Raw genomic sequence first — 23,335 nt, forward strand, 5'->3', positions numbered from 1 at the left:
AGCGGAAGGCTGTTTTTCAATGATGTCGCGGGGAACTCCCATCTCTTCGGAAAGCTGCCAGACCTGCGTTTTGTAAATGTCACCGATGGGATTCAGGGCGCTGGCCATGTCTCCATACAGGGTCCCATAGCCAAGCAAGAGCTCCGTCTTGTTGCTTGTTCCGAGGACAAGGGCAGGAAGTGCCGCCGAGTGGTCGTAGAGAATTGTCATCCGTTCGCGGGCCATCTTGTTTCCGCGACGCATGCTATCGGCATCGGGGAAGCGTGAAAAATAGGCATCTATCATCGGCGTAATGTCGATTACCTGATAGTGAATGCCGAGATGCTCCGCGGCGAGCCTTGCGTGGGCCTCGCTTTCAGGATTACTGGTTCTATACGGCATGATGCAGGCATGAATATTTTCAGGGCCGAGGGCCTCGGCAGCGAGATACGCAACGAGAGCGGAGTCGATCCCTCCAGAGAGGCCGAGAACCGCCTTGCGAATTCCAACCTTGGTGACTTCCTCACGGATAAAACCGACCAGTATCCGACGCAACAGCTTGACATTAACGTCAGCCATCAACAGTCCCTCCCCTTCTCAATACGCCGCAACTCCTTCATGGTAATAGAGAGGCTCTCGTCGCGCATCATTGGGGAAAAAATGCGCTCACGCCGCAACTCTCCTCCATCGACACGGGTGACAAGCAGATCTTCGTCGAACAACCGGGCACGGGAAACAACACTGCCGGAGGGAGCAATCACTTCGGATCCCCCCCAGAAGTTGACGCCGTCTTCGTAGCCGACCCTGTTGCAATAAAACACGCGGCTGTTGAGAAACATTGCCGTCGTGGAGGTGAGTTTCTGCCAGGCAGCGGTTGAACCCAGGCTTTCGTCCTCGCTAATCCCCCGACCCGGGCTGCTGGAAAGACATACAAGGGTTGTAGCCCCATCCATGGCAAGGATATAGGGAGCGGAGAGATGCCACATGTCTTCGCAGATGAGCATCCCCATCCGACCGAAACGGGTATCGAAGGCGCGGAACCGTTCACCGCGGGCAAGATAACGCTGCTCGTCAAAGAGGCCATAGGTGGGGAGGTAGACCTTGCGATGGATGTGTCGGATTTCGCCGCCATCCACATAGATCGCGGAATTGAAGAAGCGATAATCGTCGGAGACCTCCACAAAGCCGACAACGATCGCGACATGACGGGAAAGTTCGCGGATACGGGCGATCTCCGGGGCATCGAGGCGCAACGCCACATCCGGCACCAGATCCCTGAGAAAATAGCCGGTTAGAGCAAGCTCAGGAAACACGATCAGGTCAGCCTTATCAGCGACAGCACGCTCAATGGCGGACTCGACAAGGGTGCAGTTTTCAGTAAGACAGCCGAGCTTCGGCTTTATCTGCGCCAGTGCGACAATGAAATCCACGGTATAAGCCCCCGATTTTTCGGTCAAAGGTAGCATAGCAAACTGCCGTTTTCAACGGTATTTCCGGGCTAATACGCCAATTCGAAGGCATTGGGAATATGCTCGATTTGTGGCATCTGACCCGAGAACGTAATCGATATGACGTCGAAGCGGGCGCAGGCGTCAAGCTGCCGCTGCTTAGCAAGCCAGGTAAGCGCCGCCTTGGATATCTGCCGCTGCTTGAAGGAGGTGACTGCAAGTTGCGGTGGTCCATAGTGACCGCTTGTCCTCGTCTTGACCTCCACGAAGACAATGGTTTTGCCATCGCGAGCCACAATATCTATCTCGCCGCCGCGGCAACGAAAGTTTCTCTCCAGGATTTTGTAACGATGACGTTCCAGATATGTCACCGCCAGGGATTCCCCCTTGCTGCCCAGGGACTTGTTATGGAGCGACATGCTCTTTCACCCCCCTGAAGGTTTTCCGGTGGATGGGGCATGGACCCAGTTCCGCAATCGCAGCAAGGTGAGAGGCACAGCCATAGCCCTTGTGCTCGGCGAATCCGTAACCGGGGAACTGTTGATCATATTCCATCATCATCCGGTCCCGGGTAACCTTGGCAACGATTGAGGCGGATGCGATGGAAATGCTGGAGCTGTCCCCTTTTTTGATGGTTTTCTGAGGGAGGTTAAGGGGAATCGTTGAAATTCCATCTATGAGGAGGTAATCAGGAGGAACGGCCAGTTGTCCGACAGCTTCCGCCATGGCGCGGAGAGTGGCCTGAAGTATGTTGATGCGATCAATGCAGGCGTGGTCAGCCACTCCGACACCTACGGCCAGGGCACAACCGGATATCAGGCCGAAGAGATGTTCGCGCTTTGGTGCAGAAAGCTTCTTTGAGTCGTCGACCCCCGGCAACTCTGCCCCTTGCGGAAGAATGACTGCAGCCGCCACGACAGGACCGGCCAAGGGACCGCGTCCGGCCTCGTCAACCCCCGCTACCGCGTGGAAACCATTTCGGCTGACAAGGTTTTCAAATGTCCAGAGGGATCTCTCACCAATGTCGTCAAACAACGGTAGACGCACCGATCTCTCCTGAAATGAAAAAGCCCCGCCAGGCGGGGCAATTTCGTTAGTGGGCAGCCACGTACTTCTTCTCGCGAATCCGCGCGGCCTTGCCGCGGAGCTTGCGGAGGTAGTAGAGCTTGGCGCGGCGGACATGGCCACGGGTGATCACCTCAATGGCATCAAGTGACGGCGAATGGAGCGGGAAGACCCTCTCAACGCCGATGCCATTGGAGATTTTACGGACCGTGAACGATTCGCGGATGCCGCCGTTCTGACGAGCGATTACCACACCCTGGAAGGCCTGGATCCGGCTCTTGTCGCCCTCCACGATCTTGACGTGGACCTTGACGGTATCTCCCGGTTTAAACGGGGGGATGTTTTTCTTCATCTGTTCAAGTTCAAGCATGTCGATAGTGTTCATCTGCGTCTTCCTCCCTTTATGTGCGCAAACGCGTACTGGTTTCGTATATTACGAACGGAGACGCTCAACGCGCTCCGAACAGTCTATCCATGATGATTGCTGCCGCAGACCTCACCGAGAGATGGTTGTAATCTCCAGCCCCTTGGATCGGCTCGAGAACCAGGTCGGCCTTTTCAAACACCTCTTCGACGAGCCCCCAACCGGTACCGAAAAGGAGCAGATAGGGCTGATCCCGCTCGGTAATGAGGTGCTGCAGGTCGCTGAATGTGACGCTTCGGGGATGGAGTCGTGCTCCGGTCGTCACGAGCCGAACTGGCCGTCCGAAGCGCTCTTGCATATCCTCCAGGGCATCATTTAGAGTTGCGGCGATCTTTATGAGCTCAAGCGCAGCCTTCCGCTTGGGATTATATGTGGCACCCCATCCCTCCTGCCAATGCCGGACGATTCGGCCTGCAAGTTCCTGTTGTCCGGGAACTGGCGTCACGATGTAGTAGCTGAGCAGCCCGAAGGTTCTCGCTGACCGCGCGATATCGTGAATGTCGAGATTCGTTACCGCCGTGGAGACCACCTGCCGATTTTTGTCATAAACCGGATGGTGGAGGAGCGCGACACTCACATTGGCATTGGAAAGAGTCGCCCCGCTCACTTCGAGGCTCCCTCTTCGAGTTCTAGCAGGTAGCGCCGGTCGTCACTATCCAGCACTGCCTTTTCGAGCAAATCCGGTCTCGAACGGATCGTTTCCTCCAAGGCCTTGCGACGTCGCCAACGCGCCACTTCTGCATGGTTGCCGGACAACAGCACAGCCGGGACCGAATGGCCGCGAAATTCGGCAGGACGCGTATAGTGAGGGTACTCAAGCAGGCCGTCGGAGAACGTGTCAGTTTCGGCCGACCCGGGCGAGCCGAGTACTCCGGGAACAAACCGCACGGTGGCGTCGATCATGACCATGGCTGCCAACTCTCCGCCAGTGAGGACAAAATCGCCGATTGAAAACTCATCCTCCACGAAAAGCTCGCGGACCCGCTCGTCGATCCCCTCATACCGTCCGCAGATAATGATGACTTCCTGCTCTTGGGCCAGCTCGCGGGCCGCCGCATTATCGAAGAGACGGCCCCGAGGGCTGGTGAGTAGGACCCGCGCCTTTGGGCGCTCGGCCTTGACCGCTTCCAGACAGGCGGCAATCGGCTCAACCTTCATGACCATCCCGTCACCACCACCATAGGGTGCATCGTCGACAACCTTGTGCCGATCAGTGGCAAAGTCACGGATCTGGTGCAACCGGATATCAAGGAGCCCTTTCTCGACTGCCCGCCGGATGATGCTTTCGGTAAGCGGTCCCTCGAACATGGCAGGGAAAAGGGTCAAAATATCGAATTTCATAGATCAAGCAGCCCCTCTGTGGGGCTGACGGTCATGATTCCCTTATCCAAATCAACACCGACAACTATGTCTTCAAGGGCCGGAATCAGATATTCCCTCTCCCCGTCCCTGACCACATAGACGTCGTTACTTCCCGTGGCAATAATCTCTTCGATACGGCCAAGGGACAACCCTTCACTTGTCGTTACCGAAAGGCCAATGAGGTCACACCAGTAGAACTCCCCCTCGTCAAGGGGGGGAAACTGGTCCCGTCGAGCGAACAACTCACGCCCGACCAGGTGGAGAACTTCGTTTATATTCGCGAATCCCTTCAGTGTCAGGAGAACCCGATTGCGATGGACAGCCGCGCGGTCCACTTCAAAGCTTTCCTTACGGTTGTCCGGCCCACTGAGGTAAACTGTCTGCATCGAAAGAATGGTGCTGAACTCGCCCGAAAAGGGGACGACTGACAGTTGTCCCCTGATGCCGTGTGTTGCGACGACCTTGCCGAGCAACACGAGATCGGTACTGCCCAGCATTATTCGACGATCTTCAGCACGGCTTTCTTGTTGTCCTTGGTGGACACCGCGTTGAGCAGGGTCCGGATTGCCTTTGCTGTCCGCCCCTCTTTGCCGATGATTCGTCCCATGTCCTCTTTGGCCACGGTCAGCTTGATGACCATTGTATCCTCTTCCATCTCCTCGGTGGTTCTCACCTGGGAGGGGTCGTCCACAAGCGCCTTTGCGATGGTCTCTACAAGCTCTTTCATGTCGGTAACCTCTGCAATGGGAATGACCGGCGGACCGGGAACGAAGCAGCGTTACAACGTGTTAATTATGCAGGCTTGGTCGTGAATTTCTCCCAGAGACCGGCCGTCTTGAGCATCTGCTTGACGGTATCGGTGGGCTGGGCTCCCTTGCCGAGCCATTCAAGGGCCTTGCCCTCTTCGAATTTCACAGCGGCAGGATTCTGGTTCGGGTCGTAGGTCCCGACATTCTCGATAAACCGCCCATCACGGCGGCTGCGCACGTCAGCAATAACAATTTGATAAAAGGGCTTCTTCTTCGCCCCTGCACGGGCCAAACGCATCTTGATAGCCATCTTCTTCCTCCTGGTGTTCTCCCGGCCGCTGACCGGCGAGAGTTTTCGTGTGTATGTTGTACGTCACATTGGTGACGAATCGAGCGTTGCCTGCTGCATCCTCTCAGAAGGGGAACATTCCCTTTCCCATCCCTTTCATCCCCCGCATCAGCCCCTTGGGGCCCATCTTCTGAAGCTGCTTCATCACCTTTTGTGCCTCGGTGAACCGCTTCAGGAGCTGATTGACCTCCTGGACCGTTGTGCCGCTCCCTTTGGCGATCCTCAAACGACGGCTGCCGTTGATGATCTGATGGTTCGCCCGCTCGCCGGGAGTCATGGAATCGATAATCGCCTCGATCCGCTTGAGCTCCTTCTCCGACGGCTGGGCTCCCTGCATCTGCTTCATGGCCTTGCCCACGCCGGGAATCATGCCGAGAATCGATTCAAGGGACCCCATCTTCTTGATCTGCTGGAGCTGGCTCCTGAAATCCTCCAGATCGAACTGGCTCTTCTTGAGCTTCTGCTGAAGCCGCTCCGTTTCCGTAGCATCGAACGTGGCCTGGGCCTTCTCGACCAGAGTGAGAATATCACCCATGCCAAGAATGCGGGAAACGAGGCGGTCCGGGTAGAAGACCTCCAAGGCATCAAGCTTTTCGCCGAGCCCCACGAGCTTCACCGGCTTGCCGGTGACCGCACGGATAGAGAGGGCAGCGCCCCCCTTGGCATCGCCGTCCAGCTTGGTAAGGACCACGCCGGTGATGTCGAGCCTCTCGTTAAAGCCGGTGGCGACGTTAACCGCCTCCTGGCCGGTCATGGCGTCGGCCACAAAGAGAATCTCCCGGGGCTGTACCGCCTCCTTGATACGGACGAGCTCATTCATGAGATACTCGTCGATCTGGAGACGACCGGCGGTATCGAGAATCACCGTATCGAAGCCATTGAGCGTGGCGTAACGGAGCGCCTCGCGGCAGATATCAACCGGGTCCTGGTCGGCCCGCGAATCAAACGTTTCCACCGAAAGCTGACGACCAAGGGTCCTGAGCTGCTCAATGGCGGCAGGGCGGTAGACGTCAGCGGGCACGAGAAGCGGACGCCGCCGCTGCCCTTTGAGGAGCCGCGCCAGCTTGCCGCAGGTGGTGGTCTTGCCGGAGCCCTGGAGACCGACCATCATGAGGGCGACCGGGGGCTTCGCGGCAAGATCGAGACTATTGTCCTCGCCGCCCCCCATGAGGGCCACGAGCTCTTCCTGCACAATCTTGATGACCTGCTGCCCCGGCGAGAGACTCTGGAGAACCTGGGTGCCGACAGCCCGCTCGCGGACCTTCTCGACGAAATCCTTGACAACCTTGAAATTGACGTCTGCCTCAAGAAGGACAAGCCGCACCTCACGGAGCGCCTCCTTGATGTTCTCCTCGGTCATCACCCCTTGGCCGCGGAGCTTTTTAAAGAGGAGGTCAAGTTTGTCGGAAAGGTTTTCGAACATCTATTCCACAATGCCGTACAAGCGGCGGAAAGCGCCACACAGGGCGCACGTATCCATTGAGAAAGAGGTTAACTATAGATGAGGCCACAAGCCAGTGTCAAGCAAAAACATTTTTCCCACAAGGGGATAGCGACCTGCAGCTCTACCCGAAACGCTAGCCGATCTTGAGGTACTGCTCACCCTGCTTCACATGGATCTCTTCCGGCAGCAACCCCTCCGCTGCCAGAACCTCTTCCACCGCATCCCGGTCCGCTGAGGCGTAGCGGATGGCCAGGCCACAGTCTGCATGGAGGGCACGGGGAGCCGGAATAAGAAGGATCGGGAAACCCTGCCCCTTGAGCACTTTCTCAGCCTTCATGACCCGGTGTATCGAATGAAAAATCGCAACACAATCGCCATCTCGAATCATCATTAATCCTTTTCATTACCCGCAGCAATGATACACGCCGGTGGTGCCTTTGCAACAGCTCAAGCAGATTGACAAAGTGAGAACTCATCACGTACCATGCCGCAAAGAGGTAAATCGATGCATCCCTATGTAATAATTTTCGGGCTAATACTGCTCGCACTCATCATCAACATTCCCTGCGGCTTTCTTCGGCAAGGGTACGAGAAGTTCACCTTCGGCTGGTATTTCTACGTCCACATCTCCATCCCCTTCATCATCTATCTCCGCGTTAAATCCGGCTTCAGCTGGAAATTTATCCCCCTTACCCTCGGAGGAGCCATGGTCGGCCAGATTATCGGCGGCATGATCCACCGACGGCGCCAGCGCAATGGGTAATGCCCGCTCCCGCATGACGCGCCCACGCCCCGTCGCCGACCTGCTGACGGAGGCCCTGCGCGGCAAGCCCGCGGAGCGGCGCCTCAAAGAGGGCCGGATTTGGCTTCTCTGGGATGAGGCAGTGGGTGAGCGGATCGCTTCCGTTGCACGCCCCGTGGGGTTTCGTGGGGGGACACTGACCGTAGCGGTGGCAAACGCCCCCTGGATGCAGCAACTGAACTTCCTGAAGCAGGGAATAATGGATAAACTGAACGCCCTTCTCTGCGGACCGGTAGTCACGGAAATCTACTTGAAGGCAGGGAGGACCGAGCCCCCTCCCGCCCCCTCTTCCGAGCAGCGCCCCCCTGTTCGAGAACTGACCACCGTCGAAAAAGAATTTGTTCGGGAAGAGACCGAATCCATCGAAGACCCTGAACTCCGCGCCATCATCTCCCGCCTCATGGCACGACACCTCGCATCGTCGCCACCGGACGAAGCGTAACGTCCCTATCCCGACGCTTTTACTGACTGCCGGCAATCTCCTTGCCTGTCACCACCCAGAATCTCAGCGACCTCGGGGGTGTAGCCCAGCCCATCTCCCCTGACAATCAGGGGTGGAAGCACCTTCAAATCCGCCCTGCGTCCCTTGCAAAACTCGATGAGGGCCATTCGGGCCTCAGCGTCTGAGGTCCCATGTACAAGACGCAGTCTCATGGATGCAAGTTTCTGGACATGCGCCTCCGAGAAAAGCTCCGGAAGCCGCGACGGGTGATAGATGAAACAGATGCGGCCGGTGGGATTCACCAGGTACTTGGCAGCAGCAAGGAAGTCGGCGAGGGTTGCCGATGACTCATGGCGGGCATCATCGCGTCCCACCTTGGGGCTTACCTTCCCCGTTCCGCGCTTGCGGTAGGGGGGGTTGGAAACGACCACGTCAAAGGAGGAAACGGGAAAACGCTTGCGCAACCCGAGGACATCATCACAGAGAATGGATATCCGGTCGACGAGCCCGTTCAACGCTACGTTGCGCTCTGCCAATGTGGCCAGTCCTTCCTGGAGTTCCACCCCCACAAAAGTGGCTTGCACGGTCCGACGGGCGAGGACGAGCGGGATGACGGCGCTGCCGGTTCCCAGATCAATGACCCGTGCCCCAACTTGCGGGGCGGCAAAAGCGCAGAGGAGCAGCGGGTCGAGGGAAAACCGGTATCCATGACGCTCTTGAGCAATCCGCAGGTCGTAGGTCTGCAGTTCGTCTATGGTCTCGTCAGCCTTCACTCTTCACCCGTTTACGCAACCGCCATTCACGTCCCAGCATGACGGCAAACAGCGCAAGAGAGGCAAGTGTAAGATACTTGCCGACTTTAAAGGGGAGCGGATCGAAGCGGAATTCCACCGTATGGATTCCGGGGAACAGATAAACGCCCCGCAGGACATGGTCCACCGGATAAATCTCCTCGGGTTTGCCATCCACCCACGCATACCACCAGCGATAGTATTTCTCTCCGAGGACGAGGAGGGCATTCGACGACGCTGCTGCCTCCACCACAATCCGATTGGGGGTATAGACCTTAACCTGGGCAGTGCCCGCTGCCGCCGACTGCCCAAAGGGAGCAAGGGGAAGCGGCGGCCGGCTTTCCGTGAGAGCGACGATAGCAGGGCTAAAGGTGGGGTCGGAATTCATGATACTGATCCGCTGCTGCGGATCAACTACTTCCGCCACCGAAGGGACGAGCCATGCCTTCGGAAGGACCGTCCTGTTCTCCAGCACCACCGAACCGTTGGACGAGGCAAATACCGGCACATACTTGCCTGCCAGCATCCCCTTCTGGGCTTCATAATCGGCGGCCGGCATTATCACGTACCTCAGATTCATGATATCCGGCATCCCGCTCATCAGATTAAAGCCCTCAAGAAACTCCTTGTAACGTCTCTCGCTGATGGTGACGTAGGCTGATAGGTTGGCAAAGCCGTAATCCGCATAATAGTGGGCATTCTCATCAGAGAGCGGCTGCACCCGGTAATGATCGATGCGCGGCTCCAAGAAGCGGACGATGTCGTTCTGGGCCGCCCTTCTGTCAGACTGAGGCGACGTCGTGAGCACAAAAAAATGCTGGTTCACCCGCCAGAGATCCGCGACGAGGAGAACCGCTAGGGACAAGAAGACTACCCGTGCTGGCAGCCATCTTCTGAACCAGGCGAGAAGAACTGCCAGATAGAGAGAGGCGACACCGAACGCAATGGCCGTTTCACGGAGCATGAAGTCGTAGCGCTGCGGGGCAAGTCCCCCCCCATTCTGCTGATAGCGGGTAGGGGCGGCAATGTATTCCGCCGCATTTTCCGAAAGCCAGGCCGCGCTCCCCCGAAGGATAAACCAGAGCGCGCCTATGGCGGCCACGGAGAGAGCCGCACCGGCAAGCCACCACCTAAGCTTTTCCCGCGCCGCAGCCTCCTTCTCCAGCAGATCAATCCCGCGGCCAGTCAGAACCGCTGCGCCGAAGGCAAAGAGAAAGAGTATCATCTTCGGCACCCTAAACTTGGAAAAGGCGGGAAGATAGTCAAACATGAAACGGTAGACGAAGGTGTATTTACCCAGAGCCATTACGAGCGTTACCGCCATGAAAAGAGTGAAAAACCAAGTATAACGGTCCCGCCGGAAGATGAGTGGCAGCGGAAGCATGAACCAGGGGAGAAGACCGAGGTAGTCGCCGGTTTGGGTAAAACGCATCCTTCCCCAGTAGTAAACCTGCCCCGGCGAGGGAACATCCCCCCCCTCCTGGCGAGAGAAGCCGAGCAGTCCCGGGACGACGAAGGTGAGAACCTCCTCGGGGGGCATGGACCAGCTCATCCCTTCTTCATAACCGATACCCTTGTCCTTACCGGATCCTGCGACGGTGCCGGCTACAGAATCCCCCCGCTCGGACTGTTGTGACCAGCTCACCAAGGGAGCGAAAGACATGGCGATGGTACTGAAAAAGAGAACTACCATGGCCACCACCAGGCTCACATCCCTGCAAAACGGCTTTGCGTAGCCTCCCCGCTCCGCAAGGAACCTCGCCCCCACATGCCAGCACCAGTACACTCCCACGGCGAGGCAACTGTAGAACGATATCTGCCAGTGCATGTGGAAGAACTGAATGGCAAGCATGAGGGCCGCCAGCGCATAATGAAAAAGACGGCCGTTCCGGAGGGCTTTTTCCAGGAAGAGGAACACCCACGGAAACCAGCAGACCGCTTCAAGCTTCTGGATATGACCAGCATTGATAAGGGAAGCATTCTCGGTGCACAGCACATAGAGCAGACCCGCGACGAAGGCCCCGAAACGGCCGATGCCGATCAGCCTGCAATAGAGGAAGGTCCCAGCCGCTCCCCAGCACATGGCAAGGACCGCCAACCAGGCAATGCTCGCGGGGAAAGGGAAAAAGTGCTGGATGAGGTAGCGGTGGACCAGCAGGTTGATTGCGTTCCACCCTCCCTCCAGGGTGCGTCCGCCGTCACTCAACGGATCCCAATCGGCGCGAAAGATATCCGGAAATGACCGGATATAGTCCAGCAGCGACTGATCCTTGACCGCCTTGACATTCCAGAAAAGCTGGGTGATGACGTCAGATGCACGGATAATCTTGCCGGTAAACAGCATCGGGCTGAAAACTCCGATGAGAATGACCACCATCGCGGTTATCCAGAACCAGTTTTGCTCAAGGAGCGGCCGTTCATTGCTTTCCATGCAGCCTCCGATTGTCTTCATTCATCGAGAACGGGCAAACGCGCACTCGAGTGATGCATCTCAAAGTGAGAGGTAGACGTCCCGCAAATCTCCCCGATAGCGCTCCACCGTATGGCGCGCGGCCTCACAAGAGCCCCCCGCCCTGATATGCGCGGCGACATCCGGATTACGGCAAACCGAATAGATCTTCTCTGCCAGATCGCACGGCTCATCCGATTGAAACAGAATGCCCGTTTCCCCGTCCCGGATGCGTTCGTTGAGCACCGGGGCATTGCTGGCCACGACCGGGAGCCCCATCATCCACGCTTCATAGAGGCAAATCGGCCCCTCCTCGGAACGCGAAGGGATCACCATCATATCAAACTGGGCATATGCGATGCCCGGTGGATCCACAAATCCAAGGAATGAAACGATATCACCCAGGCCGAGAGCAGCAACGAGCTCCTCGAGTTCCGCCCGGGCCGGTCCGTCGCCCGCTATCATCACCCTGAAATTGCCGAGACGCTCCCGCAACGGGGGAAGTGCCCGGATCAGCACATCACACCCCTTGATTCTGCTGAGTCCGCCAACATACCCGATGACAAAGGGTTTGTCTCCCTCTGAGTCGCAGCGGTCAGTGTGGCCGCATGCGCTCGCGCTGGCGGTGGCAAGGCGCGCCGGATCGACAAAATTATCGATTACCCTGATGGCTGAAGGAGCAACCAGGCACCGCTCGACGAGGAAGTGCTTTCGGTAGTTCGAAATCGTGATAAAGAGATCGAAGGAGTTGCGGAAAGACTTCAGGAACGCGGCATACCAGCGGGAGTAGTCAAATACCCCGCCATGCTCATGGGCAATTATTTTAATCGTCGGCTGAAAAAGCTTCTTTATCACGAGGCCGAGGATAATGGATTTGTTGCCATTGAGATGGAGAATCGAAACTTTTTTCTCCCTGATGAAACGAAGAATCTCAACGAACGGACGCAGACTGTACCGATGCGTCGCTCGTGAATAGAACACATTGGGTTCACGGACGTCTTCCATGCCGAACCGATCATTGATGTTTCTCAAGAAGAAGAAATCCATCCCGATCCGTTCGTCAACACCATGGCGCATCAGAGTGTACGCAATCGTCTGGACACCACCGAATCCCGACTTGTCCACGAGGTACAGGACACGCTTTTCCCCTGCGGCATCAATTTTTACATGTGCGACAGCAGCCATTGCTACGATCATCCCCAATCTATAATGATGGGCCGGTCCCAGGCCGTCGAAATCCACGAAAAACCGGCAGCGGCTAGCTCATCCCCAGCTTCCGCTTCAGTGCCGCAAGCGAAAGGCCGCGGGCAAACAACTGCTCCACGGGCAGGGGGGCACGCTTCCCATCATCTTCTCGGCGTTTAACCAGAAGCCATGGGAGCGCAGCAAGCACTCCCCATCTGGCTCGCAAGGCAGCACCGCCCCGCCCTTTCAGCAATGCCACGGATAATGCGGCCAAATCTGCCATCAGAATCCGTGGGAGGTGCCTCAGCAGAAGGCGTGTCGGCCAATCCTTCAGGAGCACGTACCACTTGTTGCGATGAATATGGTAAATGGTGAATGGGCTTTCCGTACCGCTCGTGGCCGAATGGACATGGCGAACAACGGCTTGCGGGGCCGTCATGCAGGGCCAGCCGGCGCGCCGTCCGCGCCAGGCGAGATCGAAATCCTCCGCGTAGGCAAAGAATGCCGCATCGAAAAAGCCAATCTCATCGATCATTTCCCGTCGATACAGCGCCGCCCCCGCAGAAGGGCCGAATACCTCCCTCGATGTATCCCACGGAGCGCCCACCGGTTCGCCGTGCCCGAGGCAGTAGCCGAGCCCATCGAACCCCGGGGCGATTCCTGCAGCATCGATTCGAGCGGGATCGTAAAAGTTCACCAGCAGGGCCGCGATCATTCCGGCGCGAGGATACCGCTCCGCTGCGCCAACGAGCTCAGCCAGGAAACCCGGCTCCGCCAGCGTATCGTTGTTGAGCGTCACAATCAATTTCCCCTGCGCGGTCGCCAGTCCTCGATTATTCCCCTCCGCGAAGCCGAGATTTTCGGGAAGCTCAACCAGTCGGACCCACGGGAACGCCTCCCGAACATATTGTCCCGATCCGTCCTCGGAACCGTTATCGACCAGTATCACCTCAAAATCCCGAAAAGTCTGTACCGCCAGCGCCCCAAGGCAGCCGGGGAGATACCTCTTCCCGTTCCATGTCAGCACGATGACCGAAACGCGAGGCTTGAGTCCCGTCACCGGTAGTCCTCCCGGAGGAAGCTCTCGGTGATACCCCAGTCGAAGGCACACCGCGCAGCGGCACGGATCTCCCCCCGGTCCGGCAACGCGCCATGCAGTGCACGCCGGATCGCTGCAGTCATCTCCCGATACCCCTCCACCACGGTCAACCCTTCCCGCGGTCCAACGTCGATCCCCTCGGCCCCCGCGGGGAAGGCTACCACCGGGGAACCGCTCAGAAGCGACTCCAGCACTTTCACCTTAATTCCTGCGCCGAGGGTAATCGGGGCAACCGTAAGGAATGCGCCGGAAAGGTAGGCATTCGGATCCTCCACAAAGCCGGTGACTGTTACCCCGTCACGGCCATCAAATTCACGGAGCCGGTCATGGGGGCGTGCGCCGAGCACGCAGAACTCCAAGTCCGGGAACTCCCGTCGCAACTCCGGCCAGCAGATGCGGAGAAAAGAGATAGCCGCGAGATAATTCTCAGGACGATCCATCGCACCATAGTAGATCAGATAGCGTCCGGAGATCGGTGGGGGAACGCTAGACTCCTCCGAGGCCGCCGTCTGCGCGTATGGGACCACCACGCGCACCCGCTCCCGATGTCGAGGAATCAGCGCCGCATCCTTGCGATTCTGCACGATTATCCGATCGGTGCAGGCAAGGAAACGATTCTCGCTCCACCAGGTCATTGCCAGGTCCAGGTCGCGCCAAGGATTCAGGAAGAGGTGCCTGCGTGCCTCCCGGTACTTCTTCTGGAAGACGATGTCGTGGGCGACATAGCTGACCCGCTTCTCCGGATACCGTTTAGAGATATGGCAGGCCCAGGGGAGGAGCTCCGTGAACTCTATGTGGACGAGGTCGCACCCCGCGATATGTTCGTCGATAAGCCGGCCGAAGCCGGGGCTGCGTCGGGCGGCAAGGGTCGGCGACAGGTGCCACCCCCGCAGAACGTTGGCAAGTTTCTCTCCGGAGCCGAAGGGGTGCAGCACAATCTTCTCACACAACGGCTCCAGTGCCTGGTAGTCTTTCTCGTCGTAGCCGTTGAAAGCGAATGAGAGCAGGACGATTCGGTGGCCCAGGCCATGGAGGGTCTCAACGAACTTGAATGCCGTCTTCTCACCAGCCGCCCTCGCCATCGACGGCAACCGCGGGTAAAGCGCCAGGATTTTTGGTCTTGCCTGCATCATGGGCTTGAAACCGGCTCCTGTGCGGATAGGTTCGTTTCCACCGCCGCCGCCACATCCGCCACGCTGATCAGCTCCATGCAGTCCTCCACCGGGCAGCCCCCGTCGAAGGCGCGCTTGTAGCAGGCGAGACAGTCGAGCTCCGGTTGCACAATGGAGCCGAGCCCGTAGAGATAAAACTCGGAAGCGTTAAAGATGTTGTCCAGCAGCACGATCCGGCGCTCCAGGGCGATGGCGATGTGGAGCGCCATGGTGACGGCGGTTACCACCAGGTCACAGCAGCCGACCAACCCCGAGAACTCCAGGAAGTTCTTCAGCCCTTCGTAGCGGGCTCCACTCTCCCGCGCAAGCCGCAGATTCTTTTCGTGTTCATCGGGGCCGCCGAGAAGAAGGACGTCGTACCCCCGCGTCTGCAACGCCGCTGCCAGATCCCGCCAACTATCCTCGGGCCAGATGCGGGTCGGCCAGATGCTGCCGGCGCCAGTGTTGAGGCCAATCAGCGGCCGCCCCTCCGTCCGGGGGAACGAAAGTGGGACCCGGGGGACGTTCTCCAGGATGTAGCGCTCCCCCGCCCACTCCCAACCGCAGATCTCGAAGGTCTCCTCCACATAGTGCCGGGTGTTCTCCTTCATCAGGTCGTCGAAGATCCCGGTCAGCCACTTGCGGCGGGCATCGTCGTCGGCGGGGACGATCTTCCCCTGCGGGCCCAGGAGGAACCCCTTCTTCACCGCCGCCCGGACCCGATTCGCCACGGCGCAGACCTGGGTGTCCTTGTCGAGACTCAGGAGCAGGTCGTACTCCTGCTCCTGAACCAGCAGGGCGTTCTTCCAGTCGAACTTCAGCACCCTCTGGACAAAGGAGCGGGGGATGAAGTCGGGGTAGTCGGTCATCCACGTGATCTCGGCGCCGGGGTAGAGAGCGCGGAGCCGGTGGAGGATCGGCGTGTTGCGGATCACCTCGCCAGCGGCCCCCACCTTCAAGATGAGAATCCGGGAGCGGGCCGGGCGGTACTCGGCACAGTTGCCACAGACGACGCCGTTCCTCTTGTGGGGAGGACACGGCTTGTAGCCATCGAGATGGATACAGTCGGTGCGGACGTTTCTCAGTGTCATATCGGTATCCTAATTCAATTTTTCACTGCAAGGACATAGTCGGCAAAGCCGAAGAAGTCCCATAACATAGAGGCTGGCACTTTTCTACCTGCTATTTTCAAGAATATCCATCTGACAAAATTGCACACAATAAGGATCTTGTCCTGCCGTTGACCCGCCCTTACGATCCTACACCCCGACATCAGCAAGGCGTTTGAAATCTCTTTCACATCGTAGACCCGAACGTGCGATTCGTCGTCACAGAAGTTGAGGGTCCCTTCCCAACTGGGAAGAGACAGTGATCGAACCGAAGGAAATTCAATGTAAATAAGTCCCTTTTCTCTGAGCTTTCCGGTAAGCGCTACAACAATTTCTATCCCGTTCGGAATATGCTCGATCACATGGTTCACCCAGACGGCATCAAATCCCCGGTCCGGAATTTCTCGTAGGTCGCCGTCCATGAGATCGATCCGGTAATACCGTTCCATAGACTTGAAGTCTTCGTCACTATTGTTGTAGACGTCTCTGTCAACTCCACTGTACCTAACTTTCGGGAATAACCTTTTCGTCAAACCAGCAGAATGGTTCCCGCAGCCGACATCAAGGAGGTCAAAACCGGACTTGGCAAAACGGCCGTGGAGGACCTTGTACTTAGGGTCCTTGATTGCAACCCTCAATCCCTGGAGAGACAGCCAATCCCGCCACATAACTCCTCCAATTCCGGTTGCTGATTAATATACATGAAAGAATGTCCTCCTAGCAGGTTGTTGAAAAACTAAACCTTTTTGATTCAATAAGTTAGCGAACTGTGCTATATTTTTACGCGTAACAATCTGAATTTACAGGAGAAAAGTTATGCGCGGCGCCGAGACAAAAACCGAAGCTCTGTTCTGTTATCTCTCCCCTGAGTCGTACGTCCCGAAGGACCACCCCTTGCGGTCGATCAGGGCGATGGTGGATAAGGCCCTTGCAGAGCTCAGCCCGCAATTCGAGGCCATGTACTCCCACACCGGCCGGCCCTCGATTCCTCCTGAGCAGTTGCTTAAAGCACTTCTGCTTCAGGCGCTGTACACCATCAGGAGTAACCGTCTGCTGGTGGAGCAGATCAGCTACAGCATCCTGTTCCGCTGGTTTGTGGGATTGGCCCTGGACGAGAAGGTCTGGGACCACTCCTCGTTTTCCACCAACCTGGAGCGGTTGATCGATACCGACGTGGCACGGCTGCTCTTGGCAAAAGTAGTTGAGCAGGCCCGAAGGGCAAAGCTGTTGTCCGACGAGCACTTCAGCGTTGACGGCACCCTCATCGAGGCGTGGGCTTCTATCAAGAGCTTTCGGCCCAAGGATGGACCAAAGCCTCCAGTGGGTCGTAACACGGAGCGTGATTTCCACGGCGAAAAGCTCAAAAACGACACCCATGCCTCCACCACCGATCCGGATGCGCGGATTGCCAGGAGAAGCTCGGGCAAAGAGGCGAAGCTCAGTTACCACGGGCACGCTCTCATGGAGAACCGCAACGGGATCATCGTCGATGCCAGAATCACCCACGCAACCGGTACCGCTGAGCGGGATACCGCAGTCGAGATGATCGCAGACGTCGCCGGTAACAAGCGGATCACCATGGGCGGCGACAAGGGCTACGACACCAAAGAGTGCGTCAAAGATCTGCGAGCACTCAAGGTAACCCCTCACATTGCTCAGAACACCGCTAACCGCCGCTCAGCCATCGATGGCAGGACTACCCGCCACGAAGGCTACAAAACCAGCCTGAGGATTCGCAAGCGGATCGAAGAGGCCTTCGGCTGGCTCAAGACTGTCGGCAATCTCCGCAAGACCCGGCATCGGGGAATAGCGAAAGTCGACTGGTACTTCACCATGGCCATTGCGGCATACAATCTGGTCCGGCTGCGCAATCTCGGGACGAAAACGGCATAATCAGGGGAATAATGCGACTCTTGGTGGCAAAGCCCGCCCGAAAAGGCCAAATCAAGGTAAAAAGCAAAGTTTCAAAGAACGAATAGGGCGAGATCAATGCAACTATCGGCCTAAAATGATCTCCTTGAAGGGGATTGCCCTGGAAATGAAGGAGTTTTTCAACGGCCTGCTAGAGGAGGCGCAACTGACACCAGTTAGGGCATCGGGCCAATCTTTCCGGCAAGGAAATCCCTGATTCCTCTGCACCCCGCTACCGCTAGGGGAAATCGCCCCTTCTTCACGTTCACTAGGACGTGTTCGAAGAGGTCGTAGCAGAGGGCCGCCGCTAGTTTCGCCGGGAAGTTGCGACGCACAAAGTAGAGCCGGTTGCGCGCCGTGTAGTAGACTAACCGCGGCGAGGCAGCACCGCCGGAACTGACCGACTCCTTATGCCGGACCACCGAGTCCGGCACATAGAGGAGCTTCCAGCCAGCCCGGGCAGCCCGAGCGCTCCAGTCTGCGTCCTCGAAGTAGAGGAAGAGGTCATCGTCCAGCATTCCCACCTCCGCCATCATCTCCCGCCGGGCCAAGAGGCTGCATCCGGTGACGTAGCCGGTCTCGGCCACACGGTCGTACTGGCCGGTGTCCCGCTCGTGCAGCCCCCGGTGAAACGGCCGGTGTGGTCTCTCTGGGTCGATCACCGCCCCGGCGAACCAGAGCAGCCACGGGTCGTCGAAGTAGACGATTTTGCTCCCCACCATCCCGACCCGCGGGTCGCTCTCCGCCACCCGGACCAACGCCCCGAGGGCGCCGGGCTCCACCACAGTGTCGTTGTTCAAGAGCCAGACGTAGTCGGCGCCACGGACAAGAGCGTGCCGTATGCCAGCGTTGTTTCCCCCGGCGAAGCCAAGATTGGCACCAGTCTGGATCAGCTCCACGTCGGGGAAGCGCTCCCGCAGAATTGCTTCTGAACCGTCAGTAGAGCCGTTATCAACAATGACAATCCGAAAATTCGGATAATCCAGCTTCCGGCAGGACTCGACGCAGTCGACGGTGTCGCGCCAGCCGTTCCAGTTGAGAAGGATGATAGCAATTGTTGCAGACAATTTCATCGTACGACCGGTGGGTTCTCATCCTTTATTGAACCTGTTAGATGCTGCGCCGTAATCTCCTGCTTCATCGCATTATACATTTCACTGACACTTCTCTTCTCATGCTCATGGCATTCCCACAGTTTGATAAAAACCGAAATTCGGTAAAACATCATCAAAAGGCTGAGGAACAGACCATGCATTCCCTCACGATACCCCTTAGTCTTAAAATACCTATTATAAAACTCCCGTAACACCTCTACAAAAAAAACCTTCTTTGAAAATTTATGTCCTGCCGCCTTAAGATCACGTGCCTCAATTGAAGTATAATGATTAAGCTTGGAGATAAATTGATGAGAGTGTTCGTAATTAAAATGTATAATTGCATTATCTTCTGCTAAATCAAGATATTTTATTCGAGACCCGTGAGCAATTTCGATAAAGTTATGAACTCGGCCAGAAAAGGATATAGCCCCGTTCCTAAAAAGCCTTGCCTGATAATCAGGCCACCACCCAGCATTCTGAATCCATTTACCAAAGATGAAATTAATTCTCGGAAAGTAAACCACATCATAATCATTTTCATCGACAACAGAAACAACTGCAGTTTTCAATGTATTCGTGACAAGCTCATCTGCGTCAATCATAAAAATCCAATCGCAGGTAGCTTGTTTGACTGCGAAGTCACGTGCAATATCGAATGCCATGACTTTTTCATGCGAGTATATTTTATTTGTAAACTGTCTAGCCAATGCTACAGTGCGATCCTCACTCTCCATGTCTACCACTACGATCTCGTCGCACCAACATAACGTCTGTAGGCATGAACAGATATTCAACTCTTCATTCCTAACAATCAATACTGCTGATATCGTCGTCATAGACTATCCTTTTCAGACACAGTCGCGGCTAAGTAGAACTGATCACCCAAACCAAGTACAGCAGCGGTCCGCGCAACCAGTGCAACGAGAATCCCGCGGAGGGACGATGGCCAAAGAGAGTAGTACATTGAATTTCTTTCCACCTTTACGACATCAAACCCATTTTCCGCAAACACTAAAGACAATGTTTTGGGAGTGAAATGCCAGACATGCTCATTCGGAACCCACCCATACCATTTCTTTTTTTGCATCTTCGGGACAATCCCGTCTGGGGTAGGTTGTGAAACGATGACCTTCCCGCCTGGTCTCAGCAGTACCTTGATATCAGCGAGGAACTCGCGAAGATCCTGAATATGCTCCAACACATGACTCATCACGACGACATCAAACTCGTGTGAAGGAAAGCCTGCTTCACGCAGCATACAGTTCCGTACATCAAAGTCTTTTCCCTTGGACAAAGTCGCAGCCTTTTCGTTCAATTCAACACCATTGACAGAAAAACCAGCGCGCTTGGCTTCCTCTAAAAAAAAACCGACACTACAACCGACCTCAAGCAGCCTTCCATTCTGGACAACCGATAGTACGAAATCGAGAAGTTTGCGGGAAAACGCCCGAAACAACTTCTCTTTCAAGAGATAGTTCTCAAAATACTCGGCAACTTCCGAGTATTCTGCAGATGGCACAGGGATAGTCCTTGTAAGCCCACACTTACCGCACGTCACCGCATTTTTACCGTTAGCAAGGTGGATGATTGACAAGAGCGTTGCGGAACCGCAATACAAACAATTATCTATCATTCTTCCCATCTCCATCATTTTTACATAAGGCACGAATAACTTGATGATCTCTATAAATTTTTATGCGCTCAACAGAGATATGGCCACCAAGATAATGCTGCAAATCAGCTTCGCTATAAAAATGGTTTACATGTCCTGGATCATCGTAAGCGCGACCAAATGGGACAGAAATAAGAAGCGATCCCCCAGGCTTTATCCAATTTTTTAGTCCAGCCAAGACAGGACCAGGATTCTTTATATGCTCAAAAACATGCGCAGACCATGCGGCATCAAATTGCCGAGGCGGAAGGTCCGCAGTGACATCGGCAACGAAAAACAAAAGTCGCTTTTTGACATCAGCAGCCTCATTCTCTCTTATAAAGGAAGCGATGGCAATCCCGACAGGGCTTAGATCCACGCCAGTCACAGTAAAACCTCTCCGCGCAAGATAAACGTCCAGATGCCCAGACCCACACCCAAAGTCTAAAATATCCCCACCAATTTCAGGAAAATCACTGAACCCTTCTAGCTCAAAATGGTGTTCCCAAAAATCCATTTTAAGTGCGATCGGGAAAACCCTAAGCCGATCAACAAACACTTTGTTGCACTCGGTTACCACAAGGTCGTCTCCACCCTTAGAGTTCATCTCCCGGATGATCCTGGCAATCGCCTTCATCTCCGGGTCGTACCAGACGCGGAGCCTGTTTTTGAGTGCGTTTAGCATGTTGGCTCTCTCAGTTTGCGAAAGTAACGGAGGGACTCCTTTAGTGTCCCCCGATTTAACATGAACGATAACAAGAGATACACGACAAGTCCCATCCCAGCAAAGGCCACCAGCGCCGGCAGAGATGTAACAAGCCCCCCCTTCGCATACCAAACAATTGCAGCCATCAAGGCAGCAATAAGTAGGTTAAGGTACGCGTTCCTGACGACGTTGACCCTGACCCGCTGACGGCGAAGCACATGCTTGTAAACCACTGTAAAGATTATGTAGGAGATTGGCTGGGTAACAGCGACTCCGGTGAACCCGATTCGTGTCACCAGCGGGGCGCCAATTCCCCACTCAATCCCGATAAGCGCCAAGCTCATTGCTAGGATAATTTTTGATTTCCCGATGCTCAATATCCCGCTGAACATCGGCAGGGTGACACCCATCATCAGTGGCGCCCACGAAAAGAGATAGAACGCGTTGATCGCGGGAAACCATTTGTCCGTATAAAAATAGTGCGTTATCTCCGGCCCAAGCGCGATAAAAATCCCGGTGACAGGGAGCATGACAAAGGTCATCATGCGGATCGAGTTCTCGATGGTGTGCCCCAAAAGCTCCCGATCGTCTTGGAGTTGGGAAAACGCCGGGAAGGCCACACGGCCAAAGGTTTCTGAGATAACTAGAGGGACGAAAGCAAAGTTCCTCGCCCAGTTGAGGTATCCCACCGCCGCCGCCCCGGCATACGCCCCGACAAACAATGGCGTCACAGCATCCTTGATGAAGCTGAGAATCTGGTTCCCCTGGTACGGCAGGCCGAACCGCACCAACCCCTTCACCGACTCGAACCGGTAGTGCAGGCTCGGCCGCCACGACGACAGCGAGTAGATCAGCAGCGCGCCAAGAAACCCTCGCGTCACCGCCGCCGCCACAAAGCTCCACGCCTCCCAGCCAAGGAAGGCGCCAGTGATGGCTACACCTTGGAATGCCAGGTTCTCGGTAATATCTACCCAGGCAATCCGGTTGAAGTCGATCTCCCGTTCCATCAGGATTGCCGGGATTGTTTTCAGCGAAGAAAAGAAGAAGCTGAGCGCCATAGCCCGAATGAGCCACACCCCCACCGGCGGAAGCGTCGGATAGACCCTCAGCGCCAACGGCGCCGCCAGCACCGCCACCGCCACCACACTCCAGACCAGCATCTGCTGCAGCCAGAAGGTAGTGGAGAGCTCTTCCCGACTCAACTCTCCTTTCTTCTGGATCAGAGCCGCGCCTATCCCCACATCGCCAAAGGTAGAGAAAAAGGTGACGACGAAGTTGACGATAGCGTAGATTCCAAAGACCTGCGGCGCCAGGAGCCGGGCAAGGACGATGTTGCCCCCGAAAAAAATCAGCTTCACCAGGACCTGGCGGATAAAGAGCGCCGTCATCCCTGAAAGCGATTTTTTCTTCAGCTCTTGAAACTCCTGCTGCTGATTGTCAGTCGTGCGGTCAGTCACCTCAACACCCACGTGGAGCGACAATGAACCGCCAACCATTAACACCGGCCTTTTTTAGTCCCTCAATCAGTTCATCCCCGCGCTTTAGTGACGTAACAACTATCGGCTCGTTGCCCCGCTGCTCCCATACAATCAAGGGCATGACCCTGACCCCAAAAAAACTATTCCCATGACCTTGATCATCCAAAACCGCGACCAACTCCAATCCCGCTTCCCGCAGTGAGAGGTACGCAATCTCCGCCACCTCGTCAACCCCACAGAACACAACCTCCGTCACCCCCTCTGCCTTGAGAGACTGAAACAACGCCAGATAGTCCTGCCGAGCAACGGTGTAGAGATTGGTAAAATAACTGAGATGCTGGTAGGCGAGCCGGCTCTTTTCGGCGATCCCCGTAGGGGTAAGAAGGTAGGCGTAGCGGTTGCGGGGGAAGTTCTTGACGCGGACGTACCCCTTGGCCACGAGGTTTTTTAGGTAGGAGTTCACTAGTCCGACGGCAATGCCGGCCCGGCGGGAGAGTTCCCGCTGGGAAAGGGGCTCCTCGCCGGCGATTTCCGAGAGGAGGAGAAAGGAACGGTAGGAATCTAACGCCTTATCGGTCTTATCGTTCATACAATGAACACTACTGAAATCAAAGGGAAATAGCAACAGGAATGTTCACACTATG

Annotated in this window: 28 protein-coding genes (1 of these 28 cut by a window edge); 3 read left to right on the plus strand and 25 right to left on the minus strand. The window is 56.1% G+C overall.

Going from position 1 to position 23,335, the window contains the following annotated elements; genetic code table 11:
- The 12 genes from GMET_RS14365 to GMET_RS14420 form a co-directional block, all read right to left on the minus strand.
- Positions 1–558 carry the 5' portion of an NAD+ synthase gene (locus GMET_RS14365; protein WP_004514593.1) on the minus strand. It extends 258 nt beyond the left edge of the window, so 558 of the gene's 816 nt are visible here — the first part of the coding sequence; it begins with the start codon at positions 556–558; the stop codon falls past the left edge of the window.
- Entirely contained in the window at positions 558–1,409 is an 852-nt protein-coding gene (locus tag GMET_RS14370; protein ID WP_011366113.1) for a nitrilase-related carbon-nitrogen hydrolase, read from the minus strand. Before GMET_RS14370 ends, GMET_RS14365 begins: the two co-directional genes overlap by 1 nt.
- 68 nt (positions 1,410–1,477) lie before the next feature.
- Positions 1,478–1,846, minus strand: a complete 369-nt coding sequence (locus tag GMET_RS14375; RefSeq protein ID WP_004514595.1) for a YraN family protein — start codon at positions 1,844–1,846, stop codon at positions 1,478–1,480.
- Entirely contained in the window at positions 1,833–2,474 is a 642-nt protein-coding gene (locus GMET_RS14380) for a ribonuclease HII (protein WP_004514596.1), read from the minus strand. The genes GMET_RS14375 and GMET_RS14380 overlap by 14 nt, the downstream gene beginning before the upstream one ends.
- Positions 2,475–2,520: 46 nt before the next feature.
- Positions 2,521–2,877, minus strand: a complete 357-nt coding sequence (gene rplS, locus GMET_RS14385; protein WP_004514597.1) for a 50S ribosomal protein L19 — start codon at positions 2,875–2,877, stop codon at positions 2,521–2,523.
- A gap of 64 nt (positions 2,878–2,941) precedes the next feature.
- On the minus strand, positions 2,942–3,523 hold the full coding sequence (locus GMET_RS14390; protein WP_004514598.1) for an RNA methyltransferase: 582 nt from the start codon (positions 3,521–3,523) through the stop codon (positions 2,942–2,944).
- Positions 3,520–4,257, minus strand: coding sequence for a tRNA (guanosine(37)-N1)-methyltransferase TrmD (trmD, locus tag GMET_RS14395; RefSeq protein WP_004514599.1), 738 nt, complete (start codon positions 4,255–4,257; stop codon positions 3,520–3,522). Before trmD ends, GMET_RS14390 begins: the two co-directional genes overlap by 4 nt.
- Positions 4,254–4,775, minus strand: coding sequence for a ribosome maturation factor RimM (gene rimM / locus GMET_RS14400; protein WP_004514600.1), 522 nt, complete (start codon positions 4,773–4,775; stop codon positions 4,254–4,256). The genes trmD and rimM overlap by 4 nt, the downstream gene beginning before the upstream one ends.
- Positions 4,775–5,005, minus strand: coding sequence for a KH domain-containing protein (locus GMET_RS14405; RefSeq protein WP_004514601.1), 231 nt, complete (start codon positions 5,003–5,005; stop codon positions 4,775–4,777). The genes rimM and GMET_RS14405 overlap by 1 nt, the downstream gene beginning before the upstream one ends.
- Positions 5,006–5,070: 65 nt before the next feature.
- Positions 5,071–5,337 (minus strand): 30S ribosomal protein S16, encoded by a 267-nt coding sequence (gene rpsP, locus GMET_RS14410; protein ID WP_004514602.1) that lies wholly within the window; start codon positions 5,335–5,337, stop codon positions 5,071–5,073.
- 103 nt (positions 5,338–5,440) lie between these two features.
- Complete coding sequence (gene ffh, locus GMET_RS14415; RefSeq protein ID WP_004514603.1) at positions 5,441–6,799, minus strand: signal recognition particle protein; 1,359 nt, start codon at positions 6,797–6,799, stop codon at positions 5,441–5,443.
- Positions 6,800–6,953: 154 nt separating this feature from the next.
- The gene (locus GMET_RS14420) at positions 6,954–7,208 is read right to left on the minus strand and encodes a DUF3343 domain-containing protein (protein ID WP_004514604.1); all 255 of its coding nucleotides are present in this window, start codon (positions 7,206–7,208) and stop codon (positions 6,954–6,956) included.
- 117 nt (positions 7,209–7,325) lie between these two features.
- Between GMET_RS14420 and GMET_RS14425 the strand changes: the two genes are divergently transcribed.
- Both GMET_RS14425 and GMET_RS14430 read left to right on the plus strand, forming a co-directional pair.
- Positions 7,326–7,583 (plus strand): hypothetical protein, encoded by a 258-nt coding sequence (locus GMET_RS14425; RefSeq protein WP_004514605.1) that lies wholly within the window; start codon positions 7,326–7,328, stop codon positions 7,581–7,583.
- Between the two features lie 13 nt (positions 7,584–7,596).
- Positions 7,597–8,064: a DUF721 domain-containing protein gene (locus tag GMET_RS14430; RefSeq protein WP_390139995.1), complete on the plus strand. Its 468-nt coding sequence runs from the start codon at positions 7,597–7,599 to the stop codon at positions 8,062–8,064.
- A 5-nt stretch (positions 8,065–8,069) separates the two neighbouring features.
- Here GMET_RS14430 and GMET_RS14435 read toward each other — a convergent pair whose 3' ends face one another.
- The 7 genes from GMET_RS14435 to GMET_RS14465 form a co-directional block, all read right to left on the minus strand.
- A complete protein-coding gene (locus GMET_RS14435; protein ID WP_004514607.1) occupies positions 8,070–8,837 on the minus strand; it encodes a tRNA1(Val) (adenine(37)-N6)-methyltransferase in 768 nt (255 codons plus the stop codon).
- Positions 8,827–11,286, minus strand: coding sequence for a hypothetical protein (locus GMET_RS14440; RefSeq protein WP_004514608.1), 2,460 nt, complete (start codon positions 11,284–11,286; stop codon positions 8,827–8,829). Before GMET_RS14440 ends, GMET_RS14435 begins: the two co-directional genes overlap by 11 nt.
- Before the next feature lie 60 nt (positions 11,287–11,346).
- Complete coding sequence (locus tag GMET_RS14445) at positions 11,347–12,501, minus strand: glycosyltransferase family 4 protein (protein WP_238378940.1); 1,155 nt, start codon at positions 12,499–12,501, stop codon at positions 11,347–11,349.
- Between the two features lie 61 nt (positions 12,502–12,562).
- Entirely contained in the window at positions 12,563–13,600 is a 1,038-nt protein-coding gene (locus GMET_RS14450; protein ID WP_315971701.1) for a glycosyltransferase family 2 protein, read from the minus strand.
- Positions 13,546–14,721, minus strand: coding sequence for a glycosyltransferase (locus GMET_RS14455; RefSeq protein WP_004514611.1), 1,176 nt, complete (start codon positions 14,719–14,721; stop codon positions 13,546–13,548). Before GMET_RS14455 ends, GMET_RS14450 begins: the two co-directional genes overlap by 55 nt.
- Complete coding sequence (locus GMET_RS14460) at positions 14,718–15,830, minus strand: glycosyltransferase family 9 protein (RefSeq protein ID WP_004514612.1); 1,113 nt, start codon at positions 15,828–15,830, stop codon at positions 14,718–14,720. Before GMET_RS14460 ends, GMET_RS14455 begins: the two co-directional genes overlap by 4 nt.
- A gap of 14 nt (positions 15,831–15,844) precedes the next feature.
- Positions 15,845–16,516 (minus strand): class I SAM-dependent methyltransferase, encoded by a 672-nt coding sequence (locus GMET_RS14465; RefSeq protein ID WP_004514613.1) that lies wholly within the window; start codon positions 16,514–16,516, stop codon positions 15,845–15,847.
- 148 nt (positions 16,517–16,664) lie between these two features.
- Here GMET_RS14465 and GMET_RS14470 point away from each other — a divergent pair, with 148 nt between their 5' ends.
- Positions 16,665–17,741 (plus strand): IS5-like element ISGme1 family transposase, encoded by a 1,077-nt coding sequence (locus GMET_RS14470; RefSeq protein WP_011365646.1) that lies wholly within the window; start codon positions 16,665–16,667, stop codon positions 17,739–17,741.
- A gap of 194 nt (positions 17,742–17,935) precedes the next feature.
- Here the strand turns inward: GMET_RS14470 and GMET_RS14475 are convergent, their stop codons facing one another.
- From GMET_RS14475 to GMET_RS14500, 6 genes are read right to left on the minus strand one after another with little or no spacing between them, the layout of a single operon-like run.
- Positions 17,936–18,832, minus strand: a complete 897-nt coding sequence (locus tag GMET_RS14475; RefSeq protein WP_004512820.1) for a glycosyltransferase family 2 protein — start codon at positions 18,830–18,832, stop codon at positions 17,936–17,938.
- Entirely contained in the window at positions 18,829–19,692 is an 864-nt protein-coding gene (locus tag GMET_RS14480) for a glycosyltransferase family 2 protein (protein ID WP_004512821.1), read from the minus strand. Before GMET_RS14480 ends, GMET_RS14475 begins: the two co-directional genes overlap by 4 nt.
- Entirely contained in the window at positions 19,689–20,489 is an 801-nt protein-coding gene (locus GMET_RS14485) for a class I SAM-dependent methyltransferase (protein WP_004512822.1), read from the minus strand. The genes GMET_RS14480 and GMET_RS14485 overlap by 4 nt, the downstream gene beginning before the upstream one ends.
- Entirely contained in the window at positions 20,479–21,192 is a 714-nt protein-coding gene (locus GMET_RS14490) for a class I SAM-dependent methyltransferase (RefSeq protein ID WP_004512823.1), read from the minus strand. Before GMET_RS14490 ends, GMET_RS14485 begins: the two co-directional genes overlap by 11 nt.
- On the minus strand, positions 21,186–22,670 hold the full coding sequence (locus GMET_RS14495; protein ID WP_011366114.1) for an oligosaccharide flippase family protein: 1,485 nt from the start codon (positions 22,668–22,670) through the stop codon (positions 21,186–21,188). Before GMET_RS14495 ends, GMET_RS14490 begins: the two co-directional genes overlap by 7 nt.
- A 1-nt stretch (position 22,671) precedes the next feature.
- Positions 22,672–23,280 (minus strand): winged helix-turn-helix transcriptional regulator, encoded by a 609-nt coding sequence (locus GMET_RS14500; protein WP_004512825.1) that lies wholly within the window; start codon positions 23,278–23,280, stop codon positions 22,672–22,674.
- Positions 23,281–23,335: the final 55 nt, after the last annotated feature.

Source organism: Geobacter metallireducens GS-15 (assembly GCF_000012925.1).
In the GTDB taxonomy this organism is placed as follows: Bacteria; Desulfobacterota; Desulfuromonadia; order Geobacterales; family Geobacteraceae; genus Geobacter; species Geobacter metallireducens.

What these genes read in the sequence shown, in the direction of transcription:
- GMET_RS14460 (WP_004514612.1), bottom strand. Translation starts at nt 15,830, where the DNA reads ATGACACTGAGAAACGTCCGCACCGACTGTATCCATCTCGATGGCTAC.
- GMET_RS14405 (WP_004514601.1), bottom strand. Translation starts at nt 5,005, where the DNA reads ATGAAAGAGCTTGTAGAGACCATCGCAAAGGCGCTTGTGGACGACCCC.
- GMET_RS14480 (WP_004512821.1), bottom strand. Translation starts at nt 19,692, where the DNA reads ATGACGACGATATCAGCAGTATTGATTGTTAGGAATGAAGAGTTGAAT.
- GMET_RS14375 (WP_004514595.1), bottom strand. Translation starts at nt 1,846, where the DNA reads ATGTCGCTCCATAACAAGTCCCTGGGCAGCAAGGGGGAATCCCTGGCG.
- GMET_RS14440 (WP_004514608.1), bottom strand. Translation starts at nt 11,286, where the DNA reads ATGGAAAGCAATGAACGGCCGCTCCTTGAGCAAAACTGGTTCTGGATA.
- GMET_RS14490 (WP_004512823.1), bottom strand. Translation starts at nt 21,192, where the DNA reads ATGCTAAACGCACTCAAAAACAGGCTCCGCGTCTGGTACGACCCGGAG.
- GMET_RS14500 (WP_004512825.1), bottom strand. Translation starts at nt 23,280, where the DNA reads ATGAACGATAAGACCGATAAGGCGTTAGATTCCTACCGTTCCTTTCTC.
- rimM (WP_004514600.1), bottom strand. Translation starts at nt 4,775, where the DNA reads ATGCTGGGCAGTACCGATCTCGTGTTGCTCGGCAAGGTCGTCGCAACA.
- GMET_RS14455 (WP_004514611.1), bottom strand. Translation starts at nt 14,721, where the DNA reads ATGATGCAGGCAAGACCAAAAATCCTGGCGCTTTACCCGCGGTTGCCG.
- GMET_RS14465 (WP_004514613.1), bottom strand. Translation starts at nt 16,516, where the DNA reads ATGTGGCGGGATTGGCTGTCTCTCCAGGGATTGAGGGTTGCAATCAAG.
- GMET_RS14485 (WP_004512822.1), bottom strand. Translation starts at nt 20,489, where the DNA reads ATGATAGATAATTGTTTGTATTGCGGTTCCGCAACGCTCTTGTCAATC.
- GMET_RS14445 (WP_238378940.1), bottom strand. Translation starts at nt 12,501, where the DNA reads ATGATCGTAGCAATGGCTGCTGTCGCACATGTAAAAATTGATGCCGCA.
- rpsP (WP_004514602.1), bottom strand. Translation starts at nt 5,337, where the DNA reads ATGGCTATCAAGATGCGTTTGGCCCGTGCAGGGGCGAAGAAGAAGCCC.
- GMET_RS14430 (WP_390139995.1), top strand. Translation starts at nt 7,597, where the DNA reads ATGACGCGCCCACGCCCCGTCGCCGACCTGCTGACGGAGGCCCTGCGC.
- GMET_RS14475 (WP_004512820.1), bottom strand. Translation starts at nt 18,832, where the DNA reads ATGAAATTGTCTGCAACAATTGCTATCATCCTTCTCAACTGGAACGGC.
- ffh (WP_004514603.1), bottom strand. Translation starts at nt 6,799, where the DNA reads ATGTTCGAAAACCTTTCCGACAAACTTGACCTCCTCTTTAAAAAGCTC.
- GMET_RS14470 (WP_011365646.1), top strand. Translation starts at nt 16,665, where the DNA reads ATGCGCGGCGCCGAGACAAAAACCGAAGCTCTGTTCTGTTATCTCTCC.
- GMET_RS14425 (WP_004514605.1), top strand. Translation starts at nt 7,326, where the DNA reads ATGCATCCCTATGTAATAATTTTCGGGCTAATACTGCTCGCACTCATC.
- trmD (WP_004514599.1), bottom strand. Translation starts at nt 4,257, where the DNA reads ATGAAATTCGATATTTTGACCCTTTTCCCTGCCATGTTCGAGGGACCG.
- rplS (WP_004514597.1), bottom strand. Translation starts at nt 2,877, where the DNA reads ATGAACACTATCGACATGCTTGAACTTGAACAGATGAAGAAAAACATC.
- GMET_RS14420 (WP_004514604.1), bottom strand. Translation starts at nt 7,208, where the DNA reads ATGATTCGAGATGGCGATTGTGTTGCGATTTTTCATTCGATACACCGG.